At 68.1% G+C, this 21,384-nt stretch carries 23 protein-coding genes; 9 read left to right on the top strand and 14 right to left on the bottom strand.

The window, feature by feature from the left end:
- Nucleotides 1-12: 12 nt before the first annotated feature.
- Nucleotides 13-1,422 carry a CmpA/NrtA family ABC transporter substrate-binding protein gene (locus AC1RSI_RS14245; protein WP_230307533.1) on the bottom strand — a complete coding sequence of 470 codons (1,410 nt, stop codon included), beginning with the start codon at nucleotides 1,420-1,422 and terminating at the stop codon, nucleotides 13-15.
- A gap of 379 nt (nucleotides 1,423-1,801) precedes the next feature.
- On the opposite strand from AC1RSI_RS14245, the gene AC1RSI_RS14240 reads away from it, so the two are divergent.
- Nucleotides 1,802-2,209 carry a hypothetical protein gene (locus AC1RSI_RS14240; RefSeq protein ID WP_008263563.1) on the top strand — a complete coding sequence of 136 codons (408 nt, stop codon included), beginning with the start codon at nucleotides 1,802-1,804 and terminating at the stop codon, nucleotides 2,207-2,209.
- A gap of 11 nt (nucleotides 2,210-2,220) precedes the next feature.
- Here AC1RSI_RS14240 and AC1RSI_RS14235 read toward each other — a convergent pair whose 3' ends face one another.
- Complete coding sequence (locus AC1RSI_RS14235) at nucleotides 2,221-2,955, bottom strand: Crp/Fnr family transcriptional regulator (protein ID WP_008260628.1); 735 nt, start codon at nucleotides 2,953-2,955, stop codon at nucleotides 2,221-2,223.
- Nucleotides 2,956-3,092: 137 nt separating this feature from the next.
- On the opposite strand from AC1RSI_RS14235, the gene AC1RSI_RS14230 reads away from it, so the two are divergent.
- Genes AC1RSI_RS14230 through AC1RSI_RS14220 form a run of 3 tightly spaced genes read left to right on the top strand, consistent with a single transcriptional unit; the run spans nucleotide 3,093 to nucleotide 6,334 of the window.
- Nucleotides 3,093-5,345 carry a TonB-dependent receptor family protein gene (locus AC1RSI_RS14230; RefSeq protein WP_198004288.1) on the top strand — a complete coding sequence of 751 codons (2,253 nt, stop codon included), beginning with the start codon at nucleotides 3,093-3,095 and terminating at the stop codon, nucleotides 5,343-5,345.
- Nucleotides 5,346-5,366: 21 nt separating this feature from the next.
- Nucleotides 5,367-5,810 carry a cupin domain-containing protein gene (locus tag AC1RSI_RS14225; protein WP_008263475.1) on the top strand — a complete coding sequence of 148 codons (444 nt, stop codon included), beginning with the start codon at nucleotides 5,367-5,369 and terminating at the stop codon, nucleotides 5,808-5,810.
- Nucleotides 5,811-5,860: 50 nt separating this feature from the next.
- On the top strand, nucleotides 5,861-6,334 hold the full coding sequence (locus tag AC1RSI_RS14220; RefSeq protein WP_008259168.1) for a membrane protein: 474 nt from the start codon (nucleotides 5,861-5,863) through the stop codon (nucleotides 6,332-6,334).
- Here the strand turns inward: AC1RSI_RS14220 and AC1RSI_RS14215 are convergent.
- Genes AC1RSI_RS14215 through AC1RSI_RS14195 form a run of 5 tightly spaced genes read right to left on the bottom strand, consistent with a single transcriptional unit; the run spans nucleotide 6,316 to nucleotide 9,559 of the window.
- Nucleotides 6,316-6,624, bottom strand: a complete 309-nt coding sequence (locus AC1RSI_RS14215; protein ID WP_196066329.1) for a chorismate mutase — start codon at nucleotides 6,622-6,624, stop codon at nucleotides 6,316-6,318. The two genes, AC1RSI_RS14220 and AC1RSI_RS14215, sit on opposite strands and share 19 nt — an antisense overlap.
- A 31-nt stretch (nucleotides 6,625-6,655) precedes the next feature.
- Entirely contained in the window at nucleotides 6,656-7,537 is an 882-nt protein-coding gene (ubiV, locus tag AC1RSI_RS14210; RefSeq protein ID WP_230307532.1) for a ubiquinone anaerobic biosynthesis protein UbiV, read from the bottom strand.
- Between the two features lie 5 nt (nucleotides 7,538-7,542).
- On the bottom strand, nucleotides 7,543-8,538 hold the full coding sequence (gene ubiU / locus AC1RSI_RS14205; protein WP_040349652.1) for a ubiquinone anaerobic biosynthesis protein UbiU: 996 nt from the start codon (nucleotides 8,536-8,538) through the stop codon (nucleotides 7,543-7,545).
- Nucleotides 8,535-9,050 (bottom strand): ubiquinone anaerobic biosynthesis accessory factor UbiT, encoded by a 516-nt coding sequence (gene ubiT / locus AC1RSI_RS14200; RefSeq protein WP_008262680.1) that lies wholly within the window; start codon nucleotides 9,048-9,050, stop codon nucleotides 8,535-8,537. The genes ubiU and ubiT overlap by 4 nt, the downstream gene beginning before the upstream one ends.
- Complete coding sequence (locus tag AC1RSI_RS14195) at nucleotides 9,047-9,559, bottom strand: 6-pyruvoyl trahydropterin synthase family protein (protein WP_040349654.1); 513 nt, start codon at nucleotides 9,557-9,559, stop codon at nucleotides 9,047-9,049. The genes ubiT and AC1RSI_RS14195 overlap by 4 nt, the downstream gene beginning before the upstream one ends.
- Before the next feature lie 163 nt (nucleotides 9,560-9,722).
- On the opposite strand from AC1RSI_RS14195, the gene AC1RSI_RS14190 reads away from it, so the two are divergent.
- Nucleotides 9,723-10,823: an NAD(P)/FAD-dependent oxidoreductase gene (locus AC1RSI_RS14190; RefSeq protein ID WP_154725579.1), complete on the top strand. Its 1,101-nt coding sequence runs from the start codon at nucleotides 9,723-9,725 to the stop codon at nucleotides 10,821-10,823.
- Here AC1RSI_RS14190 and nirK read toward each other — a convergent pair.
- The 5 genes from nirK to AC1RSI_RS14165 all read right to left on the bottom strand — a co-directional run bounded on the left by nirK (nucleotide 10,817) and on the right by AC1RSI_RS14165 (nucleotide 15,244).
- Complete coding sequence (nirK, locus tag AC1RSI_RS14185; RefSeq protein WP_154725578.1) at nucleotides 10,817-11,818, bottom strand: copper-containing nitrite reductase; 1,002 nt, start codon at nucleotides 11,816-11,818, stop codon at nucleotides 10,817-10,819. The genes AC1RSI_RS14190 and nirK overlap by 7 nt on opposite strands.
- A 94-nt stretch (nucleotides 11,819-11,912) precedes the next feature.
- On the bottom strand, nucleotides 11,913-13,268 hold the full coding sequence (gene hemN / locus AC1RSI_RS14180; RefSeq protein ID WP_154725577.1) for an oxygen-independent coproporphyrinogen III oxidase: 1,356 nt from the start codon (nucleotides 13,266-13,268) through the stop codon (nucleotides 11,913-11,915).
- A 14-nt stretch (nucleotides 13,269-13,282) separates the two neighbouring features.
- Nucleotides 13,283-13,969 (bottom strand): alternative oxidase, encoded by a 687-nt coding sequence (locus AC1RSI_RS14175; protein ID WP_154725596.1) that lies wholly within the window; start codon nucleotides 13,967-13,969, stop codon nucleotides 13,283-13,285.
- 39 nt (nucleotides 13,970-14,008) lie between these two features.
- Nucleotides 14,009-14,698, bottom strand: coding sequence for a helix-turn-helix domain-containing protein (locus tag AC1RSI_RS14170; protein WP_154725576.1), 690 nt, complete (start codon nucleotides 14,696-14,698; stop codon nucleotides 14,009-14,011).
- Between the two features lie 102 nt (nucleotides 14,699-14,800).
- A complete protein-coding gene (locus tag AC1RSI_RS14165; RefSeq protein ID WP_154725575.1) occupies nucleotides 14,801-15,244 on the bottom strand; it encodes a pseudoazurin in 444 nt (147 codons plus the stop codon).
- A 170-nt stretch (nucleotides 15,245-15,414) separates the two neighbouring features.
- Between AC1RSI_RS14165 and AC1RSI_RS14160 the strand changes: the two genes are divergently transcribed.
- The gene (locus AC1RSI_RS14160) at nucleotides 15,415-16,932 is read left to right on the top strand and encodes a PAS domain-containing sensor histidine kinase (RefSeq protein ID WP_008258641.1); all 1,518 of its coding nucleotides are present in this window, start codon (nucleotides 15,415-15,417) and stop codon (nucleotides 16,930-16,932) included.
- Nucleotides 16,910-17,533 carry a response regulator FixJ gene (gene fixJ, locus AC1RSI_RS14155; RefSeq protein WP_230307531.1) on the top strand — a complete coding sequence of 208 codons (624 nt, stop codon included), beginning with the start codon at nucleotides 16,910-16,912 and terminating at the stop codon, nucleotides 17,531-17,533. Before AC1RSI_RS14160 ends, fixJ begins: the two co-directional genes overlap by 23 nt.
- Here the strand turns inward: fixJ and AC1RSI_RS14150 are convergent.
- Nucleotides 17,508-17,918, bottom strand: a complete 411-nt coding sequence (locus tag AC1RSI_RS14150) for a response regulator transcription factor (protein WP_008262946.1) — start codon at nucleotides 17,916-17,918, stop codon at nucleotides 17,508-17,510. The two genes, fixJ and AC1RSI_RS14150, sit on opposite strands and share 26 nt — an antisense overlap.
- A 587-nt stretch (nucleotides 17,919-18,505) precedes the next feature.
- Between AC1RSI_RS14150 and ftrB the strand changes: the two genes are divergently transcribed.
- On the top strand, nucleotides 18,506-19,333 hold the full coding sequence (gene ftrB, locus AC1RSI_RS14145) for a transcriptional activator FtrB (RefSeq protein ID WP_008259927.1): 828 nt from the start codon (nucleotides 18,506-18,508) through the stop codon (nucleotides 19,331-19,333).
- A 38-nt stretch (nucleotides 19,334-19,371) separates the two neighbouring features.
- Here the strand turns inward: ftrB and AC1RSI_RS14140 are convergent, their stop codons facing one another.
- Nucleotides 19,372-20,550 (bottom strand): NnrS family protein, encoded by a 1,179-nt coding sequence (locus AC1RSI_RS14140; RefSeq protein ID WP_154725574.1) that lies wholly within the window; start codon nucleotides 20,548-20,550, stop codon nucleotides 19,372-19,374.
- Nucleotides 20,551-20,820: 270 nt separating this feature from the next.
- Between AC1RSI_RS14140 and nrdD the strand changes: the two genes are divergently transcribed.
- Nucleotides 20,821-21,342, top strand: coding sequence for an anaerobic ribonucleoside-triphosphate reductase (gene nrdD / locus AC1RSI_RS14135; RefSeq protein ID WP_447941467.1), 522 nt, complete (start codon nucleotides 20,821-20,823; stop codon nucleotides 21,340-21,342).
- The last annotated feature ends 42 nt before the right edge of the window (nucleotides 21,343-21,384 follow it).

Raw genomic sequence — 21,384 nt, 5'->3', positions numbered from 1 at the left:
CCCTTTGCGCGATCAGGCCGGCGAGACGCCGGAGGCGGCGACCCGCTGACCCTGTTTCAGACCGATGGCGAACTTGGCCAGATAGGCGTTGGGCGCGCGCCCGTCGTAGGCGACGCCGTCGATGAAGCCGGTCTGCACCTCTTTGAAGCCGTCCGTCTCCGGGACGGACTCGGCCGGGATCACCCCCTCGGCGACCAGCGCGCGCGCGGCGGCCAGATAGAGGTCGGCGCGATAGACCGCCTGAGCGGTTTCCAGGTACCAGGCGTCGGGACGATCCTCGGCGATCTGGCCCCACCGGCGCATCTGAGTCAGTTGCCAGACCGCGTCGGAAGCGAACGGATAGCCGGCGAAGCTTCCGAAGAAGATGTTGAACTCCGGGGCGGGGCGGACATCGCCGGGCGCATAGGTGAACCGCCCCGTCATGGAGGCGGCGATCACGTCGGCGTCGGCCCCGACATAGTTGGAGCGGGCCAGGATCTGCACCGCCTCCGGGCGATTGGCGCCCTGGTCGGCGTCCAGCCACTGCTGGGCCTTGATCAGGGCGCGGATCAGGGCGGTGGTGGTGGCGGGATAGGTCTCGGCGAAGGCCCGGGTCATGCCCAGGACCTTCTCGGGATTGCGGGGCCAGATGTCGTGATCGGCGATGAGGGGCACGCCGATCTTCTTCTTGACGGCCGCCTGGTTCCAAGGCTCGCCGACGCTATAGCCCTCGATGGTGCCGGCTTCGAGGGTGGCGGGCATCTGGGGCGGCGGCGTGACCGACAGCTGGATGTCCGCGCCGGTCGTGCCCGCCACGTCGCGCGGCAGATAGAAGCCGGGATGGATCCCGCCGGCCGCCAGCCAATAGCGAAGCTCGTAATTGTGGGTGGAGACCGGGAAGACCATGCCGAACTTGAGCGGACGCCCCTCGGACCGGAAACGCTCGACGACCGGCATCAGGACGGCGGCCGAGATCGGATGCAAGGGCTTGCCGTCGGCGCCCTTGGGCAGGGTCGGCGCGATCTGCGCCCAGATCCGGTTCGACACCGTGATGGCGTTTCCATTCAGGTCCAGGCTGAGCGGCGCGATAAGATCGGCCTTGGTGCCCAGACCGATGGTCGCCGCGATCGGCTGCCCCGCCAGCATGTGGGCGGCGTCCAGCTGGCCGCCGATCACGCCGTCCAGCAGGACCTTCCAATTGGCCTGGGGTTCGAGGGCGACGTTCAGGCCCTCCTCAAGGAAAAAGCCCTTCTCCTTGGCGATCGCCAGGGGCGCCATATCCGTCAGCTTGATGAAGCCGAGTTTGAGATTGGGTTTTTCGACCGTCCCCGCCGGCGCCGTGGCGCCGTTCGAACGCGGCTCGCTCTCGCCACATCCGGCGAGGCCCGCTGCGGCGCCGGCCAGCAGCGCGCCGCCGGCCATCAGGAATCTGCGCTTGTCCATCACCTTCATCCCCCGCCATGTTTGGTGGCTTGTTCAAACCCGGTGCGGATCGCGGACGCACGAAAGCCGCCTCGACACGCTCATGTCAGAGCGCCCCGGGCGGCTTCATTGCCGAAATCTGCTGAATGTCCGGCGCGTCTCCCCTCATTGAGGACGCCCCGTTACGCGCAGCGCTTTAGGACGCCGCCTGACATTGCTGGCATGGAATGTTGCATCGCACAAGGGGTCAGCGAGATTGTCGGGGCGCGCTGGCCGAAGCGCGAAAACCGGGGCTCGGGTTCGCCAACGGGACAGACCCCGCCATGGAGCTGAGGATCAAATCGAACGTGATTTGTTCAGGCGCAAGCCCAGCGCGGGGATCAGGCGGCATTCTGCTCGGATGACCCAGACCTCTCATTTTCAGCAACTCGTCGCCGCCGCCTTGGCCCAGCAGACCCCGCACCGCCTGCTTTTCGTCTTCGCCGCCGTGGCCTTGCCGGACGCCCCGACGCCCGAGCAGCGCGAGCGTCATCGCCTGGGTCGGGGTGGAACCCTGACCCCCTTGATGTGCGTGGACAAGGCGCCAGAGGACCTGGCGGGCTTCGACGTTTTCGCCGCCGAAGCGGCGACGGCCGGACCGCCCTGGGGCCTGGTGTTCGCCGCGGCCCTTGCCGGGCGCGACGGATACGCCCCTGCCAAGCCCGACATAGACCGGGCGCTCGAAAACATGGTCGAGGCTGTCAACACCGGGGCCATCCAGCGCTTCCTCGCCTTCGACACCGCCGGCGACCCCGTGGTTTTCGACTGAATCGGATGCGGCTATCGGCTCGCCGCAGCGTGCGTTGCGGCGCTGGACCCGTTCACGCCGTCCTCGGCGAGGCGTCTCAGCGCGGCGGGATCCAGCACCATGAGACGGCGTCCTGTCGTCTTTAGCCAACGGGACTTTTCCCATCCGGCGATGATGCGGCTCGCCGTATACAGGGTCGTACCGGCGAACTCGGCGACGTCCTGGCGGCGCAGCGGGATCGTGATGGCGGCGGCGTCTTGAGGACGACCGGACGGGTCCAGAAGCCGCAGAAGGGCCAGGGCGATGCGCTGGTCAGCACGCAAGAAGGACTTCTCCCTTATCCGCTCCTGCAATTGCGCCAAGCGCGTCCCCAGAATACGAATGACGTTCACCGCAACCACGGGGTCGCGTTCCATAATGCGGAACAGCACCTCGCGGGGCCAACTCAGAACCACGACCGCCTCCAGAGCCACAATGTCCGCCGGAAAGCGCCCTTGCGCAAAGAGCGCGGCCGTTGCGAACATGTCGCCGGGTCCCAGAAATCGGATCAGCGCCTGCCCGCCGTCGGCGCCGGTCTGGATCAGACGGGCGCTGCCGCGGCTCAGCGCATAGGCCCGCTCCACCTTCGCGCCCTGTTCGCCGACATAGGCTCCGGCTCGATGATGATCGACCCGGACAGTCTCGGCGAGATCGGCGCACGTCGCCGAAGCGGCGCCCCGGAACAGATCCAAACCGGCGATGGTCTCGCTCCGGACGGGGTCGGACATGGGCCTGTTCCTCTCCTGCGGGCCCGGATCGACACCGGATCGGGCGGACTTCTCGCCGCAGTTTGCGCTGGCGCAATAAAGCGCCGTTCGGCATGCTTTAGATGAAAACGGGTCGCATTAGCAAATCGAGACCCGCCGTGCCCCTCCCCGTTCCGCTCTCCCAGCCGTTCTTACCGCACGGCGTCGCTCGTCTCGCTCTGACCTGCAGCGCTCTCGCGCTCGGCTTCGCTCCGGGCCTTGTCACCGCGCCCGCCCAGGCGCAGTCCGCCACGCCGGGCTTTGTGGAAGATGTGGTCGTCATCGGCCGCCGCGCCTCGGCCGCCGAACGCTTGAACGCCACGGCCGGCGCAACAGGGCTGATCGAGGCGGATGACCTGCCGCAAAGCGCCAATCTGACGATTTCACGCGCCCTCGCCTTCGCGCCGGGCGTTGTCGTGCAGGACTTCTTCGGCGGAAACGATCAGCCCCGCATCCAGATTCGCGGATCCGGCCTGCAGCAGAACCCCGTCGAGCGCGGGGTGCTGATGCTGCGCAACGGCCTGCCGGTCAATCGCGCCGACGGCTCCTATATCGTCGGTTTCGCCAACCCCGCCGAGGCCCAGTCGATCGAGATCTTTCGCGGTCACGCCGCGAACCGGCTCGGCGCGACGGTGCTCGGCGGCGCCTTGAACCTCATCTCTCCGACGGGACGAAGCGCGCCCGGGCTGCGCCTCAAGGCCTCCGCCGGCGACTTCGGCCAGATCGGGACGGGCGCCTCGGCCGGTTATGTCCACGACACGATCGACGCTCTGCTGCGCGTTGACCACACCGAGCGGGACGGTTCCCGGACTTATAACGGCTCGAGTCGATCGGCTGTGGGCGCCAACTTCGGCGTGAGACTGTCGGATCGGGTGACAGTGCGCGCCTTCGCCAGCTACGCCGACCTCGGCTTCGACGTCGCCGGTCCCTTGACCCGCGCCCTGCTCGACAGCGGCTCGCGCAGCGTCTTCACCGGCCCGACCGTGACGCCGACGGGCGCCGTCAATCCAGGCCCCAATGTGGTGCGCGACCAGCCCCGTCGCGAAGCCACGCAATTCCATGCGGGGGTTCGGGCCACGGGCGTGATGGACGCCCATCTGATCGACGTCGCCTTGGGTTATGCCCAGACCGACGACATGTTCCGGTTTCCGATCTCGGCGGGCGTGCGCGACACCCGCGGCGACGACGCCACCGTCGTCGCCCGTTACGCATATGCGCCCGATCCCGCGCGCGCCATCCCCTTGTTCGAGGGCACGCTGCAATGGGTGACCGGAACCGCCGACCGCGACTATTATCTCAATCTCTCAGGACGCCGAGGCGCGCAGTTCGGCCGCAATCGACTGAAGGCGGACACCCTGTCCCTGAACGGCGGCTTCAACCTCCCGCTCGGACGGACGCTCACCCTGTCGCCTTCGGCGGCCTGGTCGCGCGCCACGCGCGACAACCAGGACCGCTACGCGCCGTCCACGCGGCCGACGGCGGCCTATAGTCCCGCCAATCCCGGCCTGGCTCTGCCGTTCGGCGCCGTCCCAACGGTCGGGTCCAGCTATGAACGAACCTACGAGGGTTGGAGCCCGGCCCTCGGCCTGACCTGGCGGCCGGACCACCGGCAAACCGTCTTCGTCTCGGCCAATCAGACCTTCGAACCGCCGACGCACGATGATCTGTTCGCCACCGTCAACGGCACGCCCAACAGCAGTCCGGGACGCCCCAATCCCGCCGCGCCCAATCAGGCCGCAGCCGTCTTCGCCACCCCCGCGCTCAAGGCGCAGCGAGCGACGACCGTAGAAATGGGCTGGCGCGCTCGAGCCGGCGCCTGGACCTGGGACGCCGTCGCCTATCACGCCTGGGTGCGCAACGAGCTCCTCAGCCTGCGCGACGAAACCGGCGTGTCATTGGGCGCGGTCAATGCGCCTCGCACCCGTCACCTGGGGCTGGAGCTGGGACTGAGCTTACGGATGACGCCGGACCTGACCGGACGCCTCGCCTATACCTGGCAGGACTTCCGCTTCCACGACGATCCTCTGCGCGGCGACAATCATCTGGCCGGCACGCCGCCGCATTGGGTCCAGGCCGGTCTGGACTGGCGGCCTGGGCCGGGTTGGCTGCTGCAAGGCGGGGTGCGCTGGGTTCCGGAAAAAACGCCGATCGACAACCTCAACACCCTCTACAGCGACCCTTACGCCGTCTTCGACCTGCGGGCTGAGCGCGAGATCCGCGACGGCCTGGTCGTCTTCGCCGAAGGCCTGAACCTGTTCGACGAAACCTACGCCGCCTCCACCCTCGTCGTCGACCAGGCGCGCGCCGATCAGGCGGTTTTCCTTCCCGGCGACGGTCGCGCCTTCGGCGCGGGCGTGAGCCTCAAATTCTAACCTCGCAAGAAAGACCCTATCATGAAGCGCTTGTCTTTGTTCGCCTTCGCCGCCGTCGCATCGGCCGCCCTGCCCCTTTCCGCCGCCGCCCAGGCCCGGCGGCTGGACGTGGATCGCCTGCCGTCTTCGGATGTCGCCGGCGCACGCCGCACCCTCGTCGCCCTCGACGCTCAGGGCCGTCCCGCCGTCATGCTCCTTTGGATCGAAAAAGGTCAACTTCTGCCGCCGCACGGCGGCGAAGGGGGACTGCGGCTCATCACGGTCGTGTCCGGCCATCTGTCCTGGGGCGACGGCGGGATCGTCGATCCGGCGGCGGAGCGGGTGTTTGGTCCCGGCAGCCTGATCTTGCTGCCTGTGGTCGGGGGCGAACACTGGGCCGCTGCGCGCCAGGACGATGTGCTGCTCCAGATCACGCCCCTGCGCGACGGGTCCATTGCCCCTGACCCCTCCAGAGAAGCGCCTTGACCAGAGGCGCGCCCGACCGAGCTTGACGATCAGAACAAGGACAAACTCCCATGGACGACCTGGCTCTCGCGCGCGTGATTCACGTGCTGGGCGTGGTGATCTGGATCGGCGGCGTATCGATGGCCACCACCGTTGCGCTTCCCGCCATTCGCAGGGGGCTTCTCGGCGCCGACCGCCTGGCGGCTTTCGAAGCCTTCGAGCGTCGCTTCATCTGGCAGGCGCGCACGGCCGTAGCGCTTGTCGGCCTGTCGGGCGTCTATCTCGTTGAGCGGATGGCGCTGTGGGACCGATTCAGCGACCTACGCTTCTGGTGGATGCACGCCATGGTGTGCGTCTGGGCCGTGTTTGTCCTGCTGCTGTTTGTGGTGGAGCCCTTTCTGCTCCACCGCTTCTTTCCGGCCTGGGCCAAGCGCGCGCCGGATCAGGCGTTCCGCCTGCTGCACGCCGCCCATATGGTGCTGCTGGTCCTGGCCTTGACGACGGTGTTCGGGGCGGTCGCCGGCAGTCATGGCTGGCTGTTCTGATGCACAGGAAGGCCGGCGGCGGCGTCGCCGGCTTTTCGGTGCAAGGCCACAAGCCGCGCCTGGCGGACGGCGCTGGCTTGCATCAATTGCCGCCATAGAGCCTCGACCAAGTCCGGCGACAGATCGACCGTCTCGGCCAGCTGACGGACATGATCGATCACCGCCGCGATACGGGCGGGATCGCGCACCGTCCCGGGCGACTTGAACGCGGCCATGGCGTCGGCGACCTTCAGGCGCAGGGCCAGCAGGGTCACCAGCCGACGATCGAGCCGGTCAAGGATTGCGCGCACGCCGGGCGGGTCAAGCCCGGCCGTTCCCGGATCAGCGGGTCCCGGCGACACCGGCGAGACCGTGCAGATAGCCGCTAACGAAGGCGACGGAGGGGTTCAATTCCTGCAGTCGCTGGAGGAGCCCATCGGGATCGCACAGGCCGTCGGCATAGGCGCGAAACGCCCGCGCGACGGCCGGCATATCGCCGGAATGGGGCGACAGGCGCAACGCTCCGACGCCGGCGGCACGCAGGGCGGCGACCGGCGCATCGACGCATTGCATCGCCCAAGACAGGGTCTGCACGCCGTTGACCGCGAGGAAGGGCTGGCCCTCCAGGGTCCTCAGATCCATCCCGTCGGGATCGCGATCACAGACAAACTGGCAGGCGTCCTTGTGCAGGCCGTGGCTGCGCGCGTGGTAGCAGCGCCCTGACAGGGCGAGCGGCAGCCGACCGAAGGCGAACAGCTCGATCTCGACCTGTGGCTGCGCCGCCGAAAGATGCGAAATCGCCTCCAGAGAAAGCTCCACATTGGGACACAGGCGCACACAGCCGCGTCGCGCCAGCTCCCCAAGCGCCCCCTCGTTGTAGATGTTCAACAAAGGTCCGGCGACGAAGGGGTCGCGCCGCTCCGACAGACCGGAGACGTCGTTGACCTCAATGAGGTCCGGCAGGGCGGCGAGCGCCGCCAGTCCCTTGCGATCCCGGACCGTCGCCGGCAGGGCCAGGCCCGACCAGACGATGTCCTTGCCTGCCGCGCTCAAGGTCTCCGCCGCCGCCGCGAGCGCATATTGGGTGAGGGGCGAACGTTTGCCGCAGACCACCTCGCCCAGATAGACCCTGTCGATCGACGGCTCGTCGGCTACCTCGGCATAGAAGGCTTCAATCCGATCCGGCGCCCAGTGAAACAGCAAGGGCCCCAGCGCGATCCGCATGGCCGTCATCTCCACAACTTTCTATAGGCGCCGGCCGTCTCCCGCCCGCCTTCGGCGAGGTCCGTCAGCAGAGGGGCGAAGGCCTCGGGATCGGCGCCCGAATCCAGGGCGTCGATCGCTTGGCGGAAGGCCCCGGCCACACGGGCGACATAGGCCTTGCCCCTCTGGCGGCCTTCGATCTTCACGGCCGTGACCCCCGCCGCCTTCAATCCGGCGAGAAGGCTCATGGCGTTCAGACTGACGGGGTCTTCGAACAGATAGGAGAGCAGGCCGCGCGCCTCGAACCGTCCCTTGCACAGGGTGGGATATCCGGCCTTCTCGCCCGGGGCGAACTGGTCTAGCGCGAAGCCCCCCAGTCTCGAAACCAGGCCTTCGTCCTCTTCGGTATAGGACACCGCCTCGGGCGGCGAGCAGACGCCGCAAAGATTGGGGGAGCGGCGGGCGGCGTAAGACGACAGGGCGCAGCGCCCTTCAGCCATCACGCACAGGCCGCCGAACACGAAGGCTTCGGTTTCGGCTTCTGTCTCGCGAACGAGAGCGGCGACTTCCTGAACGCTCAGGACGCGCGGCAGGACGATGCGGCGGACGCCATAGGCCTGGGCGTAGAACCGGACCGCTTCAGGGGATCCGGCCGCGGCCTGAACAGACAAGTGCAGTCGCAAATCCGGCCATCGCTCCCGCGCATAGGCCAAAAGCCCCAGATCGGCGAGGATCACTGCATCGGCGCCCGAGGTCGCGGCGGCGTCGACGGAGGCGCGCCACCGGGCGCTTTGTCCCGCCCGCGCAAAGGTGTTGACCGCCACGAGGAGTTTTCGCCCGCGCGCGTGGGCCCAAGTCGCAGCCTGGGCCAGTTCCTCGGGCGAGAAATTCAGTCCGGGGAAATTGCGGGCGTTGGTTTCGTCACGCAGCCCGCAATAGACGCTGTCAGCGCCGGCCTCGACGGCCGCTTTCAACATCGCCGGCGAACCGGCGGGACAGACGAGTTCGATGGACCCCATCATGATGTCCTTCGCGCCTGACCCCAAGAGAGCGCCCCGCGCGCCGCCGCATCGGCGACGCCGCGCAGCCAGGCGGGCGCGCCGAGCAGATCCGACGGCGACAGCGCCGCCGCCTCCAGGGTGTTGTGCAGAGAGACCACGGTCTCGGTGTCGCCCGAAACGCGGATCTCGCGCGAGAAGAAGGCCGCATCGGCGTCAAGCCCGCCGTCCAGAACCCCCAGCAACAGCACGAGCGGCCCGCTGATCCGGGCCGCGCTGGGGCGATCATCGTCCCGGCGCGCCACGCGAACAGGACGCTCGGCGTCCGGGGTCAGTCGAAACAGGACCGGCAGGTCCGTGGGCGCCAGGACGACGGTCGCGGACGCGGCCGTCCCGAGGCGTTCGAACACATCCGGTCGTCGCTGCCGAAGACGGCGAATGGCCGTTCCGAGCACCGCCTCGGGGATCGCGCGCAGGGCCATCAGAGCCGCTTCCGCCGCCGCGCTTTCGACAATCCGGTTCAGGCGCGGGCTCATTTCATCTCCCGCAGCACCGCCTGCAGGACGTCCGCGACCGTCTGGCGCTGGACCGCATCAGGCGCCTCGAACAGAGCGCTGTTCGCACTGTGCTCGAAACATTCCACCGAACTCAGCCAGCAACGTCCCTGGGTGGCGTCGTGAAGAATCTCCTGAGCGGCGTCGTGGACATGCTGCGCCAGCCGCTCGCAACTGGTGCTGGGCACGGTGCGCAGGTCCGCCAGCCCGGCCGCAGCGAGCGATTCGAATACGTCGCGGGCCGGGTCGTCGACCGCCACCAGAAGGGTGTGATCGAACATCTTGTGCAGCCACCGCCGGATCTTGCCGAAACCGCCGTCGCCGAAATCGACGACCCAGCCGCGCCGATCGAGTTGCTCGGCGGCAAAGACGAACCGAAACCCCAGCGCATAGCCGTGCAGCAGTTGGCAATCGGTTCCGGCGTCCCATTGACGATAGGCGCACGACAGGCCGCGCTCGGGGCCATAGGTCTTGGTGGAATAAAAGGGCATGGGGCGTCCTGCGTCGCGGATGCCCCGGCTCCTAACCCAGCCGGGTCTGATCGGGCTGAACCGGTCTCAATCGCCGCCCTGCCCGGCGTCATTTCGGGGCTTGATCCGCCTCAATCCTTGCGGCCGCCGTCGCCGATAGGCTGTCCCGGCCACGGGAGCCGCCATGCAAGTCAGATTCGAGTTTCTGATCCTGGGCGGGGGCCTTGCGGGTCTGGCCGTCGCCGCCGCCCTGGCGCCGCACCGCCGGCTCTGCCTGGTCGAGCGCGAGGCCTGGCTCTGTCGCCACGCCAGCGGCCGGGCGGCCGCCATGTTCATCCCCACCTATGGCGGCCCCGTCGTCTCGAGGCTGGCGCGCGCGTCTCGGGGCCTTCTGGCTCCTGATCTGCTGGAGCCGCGCGCGGCCCTCCATCTGGCGTCCGAAGAGACGGATCTCGCCGCCGTCCAGCAATGGGGACGGGGACGACGGATCGACGCCGCCGAGATCGCGAAGCTCGCGCCCGGCCTCCGGGCAGGGGCGACCGCTCTGGGCTTCCTGGAGACGGACGCCGGCCTGATCGACCTGGCCGGCCTGGTCGATCGCTTGCGCCGGGCCGTCTTGCGGCACGGCCCGATCGTCACCGGCTTCGAGGCCGAGACGATCGAACGGCGTCAGGGCTGTTGGCGGCTTCGATCGGCGGAGCGGACCCTTGCCGGCGCGGTCCTGGTCAACGCCGCTGGCCCCTGGGCCGACGAGACGGCGCGTCTCGCCGGGGTTCAGCCCCTGGGGCTGCAGTCGTACCGGCGGACCCTGATCGAAGCCGCGCCCCCGCCTGCCGTGGAAGTGCGGACCTGGCCGATCCTCAAACAGGCGAACGGACAGGGCTATCTGCGTCCTGCCGGGGACGCCGTCTGGGCGAGCGCCTGCGAGGAGACGCCGTCCCCGCCCTGCGACGCCCAGTCCGATCCCCTCTCCGTCGCTCTGGCCTGCGAAAGCCTGAACGATCTGACCGGGCGGACCGAGTGGACGCCGACGGCGCACTGGGCGGGCCTGAGGAGCTTCGCGGCCGATCGCGATCCGGTGGCGGGCTGGGCGACCGATGCGGCGGATTATTTCTGGATCGCGGGCTTGGGCGGGTCCGGGGTCCAGTGCGCGCCCGCGCTCGGTCAGGCGGCCGCGGCGATGCTGGGCGGCGCCCCCTGGCCAGAGGCGCTCGTCGCCGAGGATTTGACCGCCGCCCTCCTGTCTCCGCAAAGGCTTCGACGCGTCCCTATCGGGGATCAGTGACTGTGAGGGCCGTGCGGGTCTCGTCCGTCGAACACCTCGGGCGACGACGGACCTTCGGCTTGGATGACCGCCAAGGCGCCGAGATCGACCCGGGTCAGGGCGTGATCGACCAGGGCGTAGTCTCCGGGTACCTGGAAGGTGAACTCGACGACGGTCGCGCCGCCAGGCGGCACGCTGACGGTTTGGACATTGTGCAAGGGGGCGTCCGTCAAGGCGGCGTTGGGATAGACGCGATCCATGATCTCGCCGATCAGATGCAGGCTGGCGGTCTTGTTGGGACCGCCGACCCCGAAATAGAGGCGGGCGGTGTCGCCCACCCGCACCCGCATGCGACGCTCGCCCGTCAGGCCGCGCACCGCGCCGTTCATCGCATAATGCGACGGCCGCTCCTCCAGAAGCCGATCCAGATCCTCGATCAGACGGCCCTCGCCGTCCGCCTCGGCGTAGATTTCGCCCTGCATGACATAGAATTCATGATCGACCGGCGGCAGTCCGCCTTCGGGCTCCACCAGGATCAGGCCGTACATGCCGTTGGCGATGTGCTGGGCCGCCATCGCCTCGGCGCAATGATAGACATAGAGGCCCGGCGCCAGGGCCTTGAAGCGGAAGCTGGCGCTCTCGCCGGGATAGACCCGCGTGACCCCGCCCCCGCCTCCCGGCCCGGTCACGGCGTGCAGATCGATATTGTGCATCATCTGACTGTCGGCGGCGTTGGCGAGGGTCAGTTCGATCCTGTCGCCGACGCGCACCCTTAAAAAGGGGCCGGGCGTACGACCGTTGAAGGTCCAATAGCGATAGGTCTGTCCGTCCGACAGCGCGCCGTCACGCTCAATCGCCTCCAACCGCACCTGATGCGTCCGCGGGGATTTGGCCGTGAGCGGGGCCGGCAGGTCGTCGGCGCGACGGACGATGTCCGCGGCGGGCGTCTGGGCTGCGGCCTGCCCCGCCGCTAGGGCGACGAGCGCGGCCAGTCGAGCCAGGGGATGAGGGCGCATGGGGTCTCCTTTGTCTGGAATTTAGGCCCGCCCGACCGCGAGCGCCTTGACCCCTCGCGCTCAATGGCTTGACGCCCCTCAAGCCCCGGCGTCGTCAAACCGCCGGCGCATGGCGTTGCGGCGGCTCGCCCGCCGCGTCGAACGCCGCCGCGACGGTGCGAACCAGCCGCCGCGCCGCGTCCGGGATCCAGACGCGCCGCCCGTCGATCCGGCACAAGCCCGCGTCCGCCGCCTCCCGAAGCCGGTCCAGACAGGCGTCGAGGTGATCGGAAGACTGCCCGTGGTTCTGGGAAATCTGATCGACATCCGCCGACAGCCCGGTCATCAGGGCTTCGATCACCGCCCCCCGAAGCCGATCCTCGGATGTCAGGGGCAGTATCCGTGCGACCGGCAGCCGGCCATCGGAGATCGCCTGCCGCCAGACCCGCGCATCCGCGGCGTTTTGCACCAGTCCCGTCGGCCACTGACCGATGGCCGACGGCCCCAGCGGCACGAGCACCCGCGCGGGATCGTCGGTATAGCCTTGGAAATTGCGCCGCAGCCCGCCCTGCGCCAGGGCGCGCGACAGACGATCGTCGGGACGCGCGTAGTGGTCCAGACCGATCGCCTCGTAACCGGCCGAGACCAGTCGGTCGTGGGCCGCCCCGGCTTGGGCCCAACGTCCGGCGGCGTCGGCGAGTTCGGTCTCGGCGATCATGCTCTGGTGCTTCTTCAACCAGGGCACATGCGCATAGCCGAAGACGGCGAGTCGGTCGGGCGCGAGCCCCGCCGCCAGGTCCGCCGTCTCGGCCACATTGTCCGGCGTCTGACCGGGCAGGCCATACATCAGATCGAAATTGACGCCCGCGATCCCTGCGCGCCGCAATTCCTCGACGGCCTCAGCCACCTGAGCATAGGGCTGCGGTCGATTGACCCGCGCCTGGACCGCCGGATCGAAGGTCTGAACCCCAAGGCTTACCCGCGTGACCCCGGCTTGCGCGAGGCCCGCGATGAAACCGATCTCCAGTCGAGCCGGGTCGAGTTCGACCGCCACCTCCGCGTCGGGCGCGAAGCGGAAGATCGACCTCAGCCGGTCCACGACGGCGACGAAATCCGCAGGCCGCAGGATGTTGGGGCTGCCGCCGCCGAAATGCAGATGGCGCACGACCCCGCGCCGCACCCCGGGCCGTTCGGCCCAGAGCGCGATCTCCCGCAACAACTGGGCCTGGAAGGCCGCCACCCGCTCATAGTCCGAGACAATGCTGGTGTGGCAGCCGCAGTACCAGCACAGTCGATCGCAGAAGGGGATGTGGACATAGACCGAGAGGCTCTCCCCCTCATCCGCGATCAACCAGGTCTCGACCTCTTCGAGCGTCCCGGGCCGCAGAGCGACGGCGGTGGGATAGCTGGTGTAGCGTGGCAGGGTCCGACGGGCATGCGTCATCCAGGCCTGAGGCAGGGAGGTCGGCATCGCGATCCCCCGCCTCAGGCAACCGTCCAATGCGGTTGAAGCGGAACATGCGCAGGACCCGGCCGCACGGCCTTGACCGGTCCGCCGGCCAGTTCATCGGCGAAGCCATGGTTGACGTCACGGTGATGCGCCTCGTCGGCGCGCACCACCAGAACCACGTCGCGCAGCGTTGCGGACGCGGGCAGACCCCAGTAGTCGCGGGCGATCTTTGGCGCAGGGACGTTCTCGCTACGCCCTTCGTCGATCTCAGCGAGATAATGGGTGTAGCTGATCACCGCCTCTTCTTCGAAATAGCCGACGACCCGATGGGCGGTGCGGGGCGAGACCAGATAGAGGCCGAAGAAGAAGAGATAGAACAGCCATTGCACGGCCATGACGATGAAACGTTCGAACAGGGTCGGCTGGCACACCTCGATGAAGGTCATCAGGTGCATGCGCTCGTTTTCGGCCTCGTCCATCAGGGTGCGGATCCAGCCGCGGTCGTCGCTCATGCGCCGCAGGGCTTTCAGGTGGGTCAGGGTGGCTCCGACCATGCCGGGCACGGCCGCCACCGTCTCCAGCACAACGGCCCGGTGGCCGTAACGCTTGGCGAAGAAGGTGTCCGCGCAGAAGCGGAGCGACTTCACAAAACCCCAGGCGATGCGATCAGACACCGAACGCGGCGCATGATGGACGTCGATATCACTCAGAAGGTCAGTCATATTCATCAGCTTTCTCGTTTCAGGTCTTCACAGACCGGATTAGGAACAAAGGGCTTCAAGCCGGTCGCGGCGGACCAGCCGAACGTGCCGACTGGAGCGCGCCGAGATCAGGCCGGAGCCTTCCATTTGGGTCAGGGTGCGCGAGACGGTGTGGATCGCCAGACCCAGGAAGTCCGCCATGTCCTGGCGGCTCATCGGCAAGATCATGTCGTCGAGCGATCCGACTCGTCGGGCGTAGGCGAGAAGAAAGGCGGCGACCCGTTCGGTGGCGCTTTGGCGAGCGAGAATGGCGGCATGATCCTGACTGCGTTGGCAGACCCTCACCGAGGCCGCCCACAGGGCGCCGGTCAGGCGGACATCGGTCGCCGCCAAGGCCGAAAGACGCCGACGCCGCATCCCGGCGACGACGGCCGGCGTGATGGCTTGCACAGCGGTCGTATAGTCCACGCCCGCCTCAAGCCCGAGAAATTCGCCAGGCAGATGGAAGTCCACGACTTGGCGACGACCGTCCCGCAGCAGGCGATAGCTCATCAAGACGCCCGCCTCCACGCGATAGGCGTAGTCGGCGGCCGCGCCGGCGAGAAACAGGTCGTCGCCCAGATCGACGGTGGTGCGAAGAGCCTGACTGTCGGCGAAGGCGGCGTTGAGCGGGCACATGGCTTCGGGCTCTGGCGTCGGGAGCGGACGCTCGAGCGGCTCGGGGGTCATCGCGAGAAGGGCTGCGGACATGGCGACCTCGGGTTTATTCAACGCCGTGACGCTACGGGGGACAGGCCGATTTCGGTACTCGGGTGTGTCGCCTAGGGGAAAGACCCGAGTTGCCGTCTCGGATCAACCCAGTCTCGTCAGCGCCTCGATCATGCGTCGTCGGGCCAGCCCTGGAAGGCGCGCCACACCGGCTTCAAACCCGGAGCGGCTGGCGCGGACATCGCCAACGGCGATCAGAGCCACCATGCCCATGCCGAAATGAGGCGCGCACTTGACGCCGTAGAGGCCGGGTCGTTCGAGACGAAGGTCGAACACCGCCCCCATTGCGCCGCGCGTCGGCGGCGTTCCCGTCGGCGCGAGCCCGACGATGACCTCCGCATTATGCCCGGGATCGGTCGGCACGAAGCGAACGAGATCTCCGATTTCGGCGCGCAGAAAGGCCGGGTCGAACACCATGGCTCCGCCCGGCCCGCGGTTCAGCATCTGAACGCGGTGGACGCGCGCGGCGGACGCGCCGCCGAGCCCCCATCCCGCCGCCGCCGTCAGCAGCGCCCGTCGCGTGGTCATCGAAATCTCCCGTCGCAGGCGGCGGCCCGGTCCCGTCCGCCGCCGGTCTCTTAGCAACCGGCGCCCTTGGCGCCTTTGCGCGCGCGCAAAGGACAAGGCTCCCTCCTCCCCCCGGATGGTTCTTCGTCGGCGGACGTGCCAGACTCGCCTGAACAGGCGGATGGAGGCCGATGAAAACCAGCCGAATCAGCGCGCCGCTCTTTTGGGCCGAACGGGTGCGACCGCACCGGCATCTGGTCGGCGCCGCGATCGCTCTGGGCGGAGTGGGCCTGGCCTATGCCGCGCGGTGGGCGATGGCGCCCATGCTGGGCGAGCGGATCGCTTTTCTCTTCTTCGTCCCTGCCGTCGCGGCCGCCGCCGCCGTGGGCGGATTCGGCGCCGGCGCCCTCGCCGCCTTGCTCGGCGCCGCCGGGGGTTTGCTGATCACCTGGCAGGCTGGGCCAAGGACCGGCGGCGACATCGCCACCGCCCTGGTCTTTCTGGCTGTCGGAATCGGCTTGAGCGTGGGCGGGGAACTTCTTCACCGGGGCCGCCGCGGCGTCGTCGCGGCCAACGCTCACCTACGCGCGCGCGAGGCGCATCTGCAGTCCATCCTGGACACGGTCCCTGACGCCATGGTCGTGATCAGCGAAAGGGGCGTCATAAGGTCCTTCAGCCCGGCGGCCGAGCGGATGTTCGGCTGGACGGCCAGCGAGGTCGTCGGGGAGAATGTCAAACGGCTGATGCCCGAGCCCTACAAGGCGCAACACGACGATTATCTCGAGCGCTATCGGCGGACGGGCGAAAGACGGATTATCGGCCAGGGTCGGGTCGTGGTCGGTCAAAGGCGCGATGGGGCGACCTTTCCCCTCGAACTGGCGGTCGGCGAGATGCAGTCCGGCGAGGAACGCTACTTCACCGGCTTTATTCGCGACCTGACGGACCGCCAGGCCACGGAGACCCGGCTACAGGAGTTGCAGACCGAGCTGATCCATATCTCGCGCTTGACCGCCATGGGCGAAATGGCCTCGGCCCTCGCCCACGAACTGAACCAGCCCCTGACCGCCATGGCCAACTATCTCAACGGCTCGGCGCGTCTGCTCGATCGTGAGGAACTGCCGCGCGAGGTGCTCAAGGACGCGCTTCGCAAGGCCGGAGCCCAGGCCTTGCGCGCGGGCGACATCATTCGCCGGCTGCGCGACTTCGTCGCGCGCGGCGAGGTGGAACGCCGCGTCGAAAGCCTGCCCAAGCTGATCGAGGAGGCCGGCGCCCTGGCGCTGGTCGGCGCCAAAGAGCATGGCGTGCGCGTCACGCTCGATTTCCCGCCCGACGTCGATCTGGTGTTGGCGGATCGTGTCCAGATCCAGCAGGTCGTGCTCAATCTGATCCGCAACGCCATCGAGGCCATGGAAGACCAGCCCCGGCGGGATCTGACCATATCGCTCACGCGATGCGCCGACGAGGCCTGCGTCACCGTCGCCGATACGGGATCGGGACTGGACCCGTCGGTGGCGGATATGCTTTTCCAGCCCTTTGTGACCACCAAGCGAACGGGAATGGGCGTGGGTCTGTCGATCTGCCGAACCATCGTCGAAGCGCATGGCGGACGCATCTGGGCGACCCCGCGTCCGGAGGGCGGCGCGCAGTTCGCCTTTACCTTGAAGACCGCAGATGAAGACGACACCGATGGCGACGATGATCCAGGCTGACACGACAGTGCACGTGGTCGATGACGATGCGGCCCTGCGCGACTCCCTCGCCTTTCTGATCTCGACGAACGACCTGGAGCCGCGGCTTTACGCCTCACCGCTCGAACTGCTGGAGGCGGCGCGCCGCGAACCCCTGTCGGGCTGCATCCTCACTGATGTGCGCATGCCCGAGATGAGCGGTATCGATCTGGCGCGGCGTCTGCGCGCGAGCGGCGCGACCACTCCGATCGTGGTGATGACGGGACACGCCGACCTGGCCTTGGCCGTGGAGGCGATGCGCGCCGGCGTCCAGGACTTCATCGAAAAGCCGTTCGACGACGCCGTCTTGATCGAGGCGCTCCAGCGCGCGCTCGCGGAACCCGACGGCGCCCGCACCGCCGCACGGGACCCTCTCGTCGCCGAGCGCCTCGCTTCGCTGTCCCAACGCGAGCTAGAGGTTCTGGAGGGGCTCGTCGCCGGCCATGCCAACAAGGTGATCGCCTATGATCTCGGCATCAGTCCGCGCACCGTCGAGGTCTACCGGGCCAATGTGATGACCAAGATGCAGGTGCGCAGCCTGTCCGAGCTGGTTCGCGTCACGGTTCTGACGCGAGGCGGCTGAGGCCGCAGGCGTCCCTGACGGCCTCGAGCAGGGCGCCTCCGATCAGGGGCTTCTCAAGCAGGACCGCGCCGACGCGGGCGGCGTCTTCGCAGACCCCGCGGCGCGGGTGGGTGGTGATCAGTATGGCGCCGCCGGCGAGCGACGCGGCTCTCAGTCGATTCAGAAGCGCCAGCCCGTCCAGACCCGGCAGATGATAGTCGAGGACGAGGCAGCGCGCCGCCCGCAATCCCGCCCCCTCCCCGACGCGATCTTCCACGGCCTCGAGCAGCGCCTCGGCGCTGCCATATCGTCGGACCCTGAAGCCTTCGGTTTCGAGCGCAAAGGCGACGGATTGCGCCACCGCAGGGTCGTCATCGACCAGAAGGACGAGGGGCGCGACCATCATGCCGCCTCAGCGCAAGCGCAGCCGCCGCTCGGCCTTTCGAACGCCCAGCAATCGCGCAGAGCGCGCGTAACGACCCGGCAGCTCGCCTGAAGACGAAGCCAGTCTGCGGGTGCGGAGGCGGACGCCGAGAGTTGCTCCAGGGCGCGCTCGACCGCCCCCAGAGCTCGAGCGCGGCGAAGGATCTCAGCGCGACGCCGCGTCTGAGAGGCCGGGGCCTGATCCTGTGCGAACCGCCCAGTCTCGCGCGCCTGACAAAGGTCCAGGCCGTCCTGCAATTCGGCGAGTAGATCGCCCAGCCCATGGGGCCAGTTGTCGTCGGCCGCATGAACCGGCTCCAGCCGATCCGCCAGGCGAACGGCTTGGGACAGGGCCCACGCGGCCGCGCGGATCCCGGTCTTTCCCGTCTTCTCCGCTCGTGGGGCCATGGCCGTCCGGTCCGCCGCAACATCTCGTGCGCCTCAGAATGACCGGTCTCGGCTTCGCCCGCCTTGCCTTTGCGCAAATCGGACTCCTTTGAACACCGACGGGCGGAGTCTTCACCCCTTTGAAGGCGATTTGATCGGGATCAATCGGAAATCTCGTCCGACGTGATCCTGTGGGTCATGTCCATTCGTCAGACAGACCTTGACCGCATCCGCACCCTGCCCCTGTTCGCGGACATGACCCCGAGCGTCTTCCGCGACGCCACGGCCGGGGCTTTTCTGCAACGGTTTCCCGCCGGCACCACTCTGCTGATGGAGGGCGATCCGGTCGACTTTCTATATGTCTTGCTGGACGGCGCTGTGGAGCTCCAGGGGAGTTGGAAAGAGAAAGAGGCGGTTCTCGCCGTTCTGCGCCCCGTCTCGACCTTTATTCTGGCGGCCGTGATGCTCGAGGCGCCGGCCTTGATGTCCGCACGGACCCTGGAGCGGTCGGAGGTGCTGATGCTGTCCGGCGAGGCGTTGCGCCGGACCACGCGGCAAGACCCCGCCTTCGGTTTCGCCGTGGTGCAGGAATTGGCCGGCTGCTACCGCGGCGTGGTGCGTATGGTGAAGGCTCACAAGCTGCGCGGCTGCCTGGAACGCGTGGCCAACTATCTTCTGGCGCAAAGCGCCCGGCAGGGCGACCCTCATCATATCGTCTTGCCGTATGGGAAACGCGTCCTGGCCTCTCTCCTCGGCATGACGCCCGAGAATCTGTCGCGCGCCTTCGCCCAACTGGCGGACTACGGGGTTCAGGTGCGAGGCCCGGAAATTCATCTGGCGCGCCCTCGCGCGCTCGAGCGCCTGGCCCGCCCCTCGCCGCTCATCGACAACCACGTCAAGGCCGGCCCGCTTCCGATCGGACGGGCGGGGACCGAAAGCCTGACCACGACGCCCGGCGCGCCTCCGCCGCCGGCCCCCTCAGGCGTCTCCGCCGCGCCGCGCACGGCCTGAGTTCAGGCCGAACGATCCACCGGTCAAGCCGCGGCGCCTCACCTCAAGCGCGGTCCTAGCAACATCGGCCCGTAGACAAGGGCATAGCCGAGCAAAGACGCCGCCCAAAGGCCGCCCGCGACGATCAGGGCCGCGCCATAGACCTCCGGCCACAGCCCGCCCGCCACCCGCACCACGGCGGCGAGATTGGCGAGCCCATACAAGACCACCGTGGCCCGGTCCGCCTCCAGCGGCCGTCCCGTATGGCCGCGCGTGGCCCGGGTCATCACCGCCAGGATCATCACCCCCATGGCCCCGGTCGTCAGGGCGTGGACGCCCGCCGAAGGCGCAAAGCTCGCCCCCATGGCGGCCAGCCCCAGCAGGACCAGGCCGACGGCGAGCCAGGCGTAGCCGAGGTGCAGAATCCAGACCAGCGGCTCGCCGGCGGTGCGCCAGCCGCACCACCGGGCCAGCCGCACGCCGTTCAAGAGCCCCGCCAAGGCCAGGACCACTCCGACCGCCGGATGGTCGGCCCGCCACACCCAGGCGACGAGAGCCGTCAGGGTAAACGCCATGACCCCCAGATCGAACCGCGAGGCAGGGGCGGGCAGCCGCCCTCTTCCCTGGCGCGCCAGCCAATTGCGGGTGAAGTTCGGCGTCACACGGCCGCCGATCAGGACCAGAAGCATGACGATCAGGCCTAGACCGGCGCGCACCACGGCGTCCAGACCGCCGGCCTCTCCTGACCTGAGGTGGAAGGCCAGATTGGCGGCGGCCAGTCCGGTTACGGCCAGGGCGACGCCGAGATTGCGCCAGTTGCGCGCCGCCAGGACGTCGCGCCAGACGACCAGGCTCAGCCCTGTCAGATAGAGGCCGTCGAGGATCAGCAGGGTGAAGGCGTCGGCTCCGGGGGTCGACAGGGCCAGACGTCCGACGGCCCAGAGCCCGAACAACACCGCCAGCGGCGTTCCCGCGAGTGGCGCGCGACCGGTCCAGTTCGGCACGGCGGTCAGAAGAAAACCGCCGATGACGGCGCCGACATAGCCGAACAGCATCTCATGGATATGCCAGTCCATCCCCGCGCGACCGGCGATCCGTCCGTCGCCATGCGCCAGAACATAGACCCAGAGCGGCGCCGCCATCGCTCCCCACAGGGCGCCGAACAGGAAGAAGGGCCGAAGCCCTAAGCTGAACAGGACGGGCGTTGAAAGAGCGCGAAGGGGGCGATCGGTGGTCATGGCGGAACTCCTTGCTCCCCCTTCTGGCGCCGCCCGGCGACGGGCGCCTTGCCTTGGCGCAAACCCCTGTCCTCTGATCGATGTTTCGGCGCGTCACATCGCCCGTCGCCGGAGTCGCCGTCCTCGTCTTGATGGCGATCAATCCCGGAGACGACATCTGAATTCGGCTTATCGGACGGCGCCGCGCGGCCCGATGCCGCACCGCGCCGCATTGACCCGACCCCAAGGAAAAACCCAACATGTAGTCATCCACCAGAAGTGATACACCATATGTTGACCGTCATCCGCCCCGCCGCCCCGTCCATCGACGTCGTTCAAACGGTTCGCGAATATGTGGACCGGCAGGACTGGCGGGTGAACGCGAACGCCAACCAGGGCTATTCCCTGGGCGGCCTGATCCTGAATGTCTCCGGCAAGGTGATCGCCAACTACTGGCTGTCCCACCTCTATCCGCCCGCCGTCGGCGCCGCCCACCGCGAGGGCGACCTGCACATCCACGATCTGGACATGCTCAGCGGCTATTGCGCGGGCTGGTCGCTCAGAAACCTGCTCACGGAAGGTCTGAACGGCGTGGCCAACAAGATCGAGTCGGCGCCGCCTCGCCACCTGTCCAGCGCGGTCGGCCAGGTCGTCAACTTCCTGGGCGCCCTGCAGAACGAATGGGCGGGCGCCCAGGCCTTCAGCTCGTTCGACACCTATATGGCGCCGTTCGTCCGTAAGGACGCCATGCCCTATGAGGCGGTGCGTCAGTGTCTTCAGGTGTGGATCGGCGTGGAAAAGGGACCCCGTTAGCGGTGTGATCGGCGTCGAATAAGGACCCCTCATTCCTGAGGT

The sequence above is a fragment of the Brevundimonas sp. GW821-FHT10E09 genome (assembly GCF_058809375.1).
Note: the sequence above shows the minus strand (reverse complement) of the source record. Positions and strands in the feature narration are given on the sequence as shown.

Coding starts and splice junctions, on each gene's coding strand:
- AC1RSI_RS14245 (WP_230307533.1), bottom strand. CDS start 1,422: ATGGACAAGCGCAGATTCCTGATGGCCGGCGGCGCGCTGCTGGCCGGC.
- AC1RSI_RS14240 (WP_008263563.1), top strand. CDS start 1,802: ATGACCCAGACCTCTCATTTTCAGCAACTCGTCGCCGCCGCCTTGGCC.
- AC1RSI_RS14235 (WP_008260628.1), bottom strand. CDS start 2,955: ATGTCCGACCCCGTCCGGAGCGAGACCATCGCCGGTTTGGATCTGTTC.
- AC1RSI_RS14225 (WP_008263475.1), top strand. CDS start 5,367: ATGAAGCGCTTGTCTTTGTTCGCCTTCGCCGCCGTCGCATCGGCCGCC.
- AC1RSI_RS14220 (WP_008259168.1), top strand. CDS start 5,861: ATGGACGACCTGGCTCTCGCGCGCGTGATTCACGTGCTGGGCGTGGTG.
- ubiV (WP_230307532.1), bottom strand. CDS start 7,537: ATGCGGATCGCGCTGGGGCCCTTGCTGTTTCACTGGGCGCCGGATCGG.
- ubiU (WP_040349652.1), bottom strand. CDS start 8,538: ATGATGGGGTCCATCGAACTCGTCTGTCCCGCCGGTTCGCCGGCGATG.
- ubiT (WP_008262680.1), bottom strand. CDS start 9,050: ATGAGCCCGCGCCTGAACCGGATTGTCGAAAGCGCGGCGGCGGAAGCG.
- AC1RSI_RS14195 (WP_040349654.1), bottom strand. CDS start 9,559: ATGCCCTTTTATTCCACCAAGACCTATGGCCCCGAGCGCGGCCTGTCG.
- AC1RSI_RS14190 (WP_154725579.1), top strand. CDS start 9,723: ATGCAAGTCAGATTCGAGTTTCTGATCCTGGGCGGGGGCCTTGCGGGT.
- nirK (WP_154725578.1), bottom strand. CDS start 11,818: ATGCGCCCTCATCCCCTGGCTCGACTGGCCGCGCTCGTCGCCCTAGCG.
- hemN (WP_154725577.1), bottom strand. CDS start 13,268: ATGCCGACCTCCCTGCCTCAGGCCTGGATGACGCATGCCCGTCGGACC.
- AC1RSI_RS14175 (WP_154725596.1), bottom strand. CDS start 13,969: ATGACTGACCTTCTGAGTGATATCGACGTCCATCATGCGCCGCGTTCG.
- AC1RSI_RS14170 (WP_154725576.1), bottom strand. CDS start 14,698: ATGTCCGCAGCCCTTCTCGCGATGACCCCCGAGCCGCTCGAGCGTCCG.
- AC1RSI_RS14165 (WP_154725575.1), bottom strand. CDS start 15,244: ATGACCACGCGACGGGCGCTGCTGACGGCGGCGGCGGGATGGGGGCTC.
- AC1RSI_RS14160 (WP_008258641.1), top strand. CDS start 15,415: ATGAAAACCAGCCGAATCAGCGCGCCGCTCTTTTGGGCCGAACGGGTG.
- fixJ (WP_230307531.1), top strand. CDS start 16,910: ATGGCGACGATGATCCAGGCTGACACGACAGTGCACGTGGTCGATGAC.
- AC1RSI_RS14150 (WP_008262946.1), bottom strand. CDS start 17,918: ATGATGGTCGCGCCCCTCGTCCTTCTGGTCGATGACGACCCTGCGGTG.
- AC1RSI_RS14140 (WP_154725574.1), bottom strand. CDS start 20,550: ATGACCACCGATCGCCCCCTTCGCGCTCTTTCAACGCCCGTCCTGTTC.
- nrdD (WP_447941467.1), top strand. CDS start 20,821: ATGTTGACCGTCATCCGCCCCGCCGCCCCGTCCATCGACGTCGTTCAA.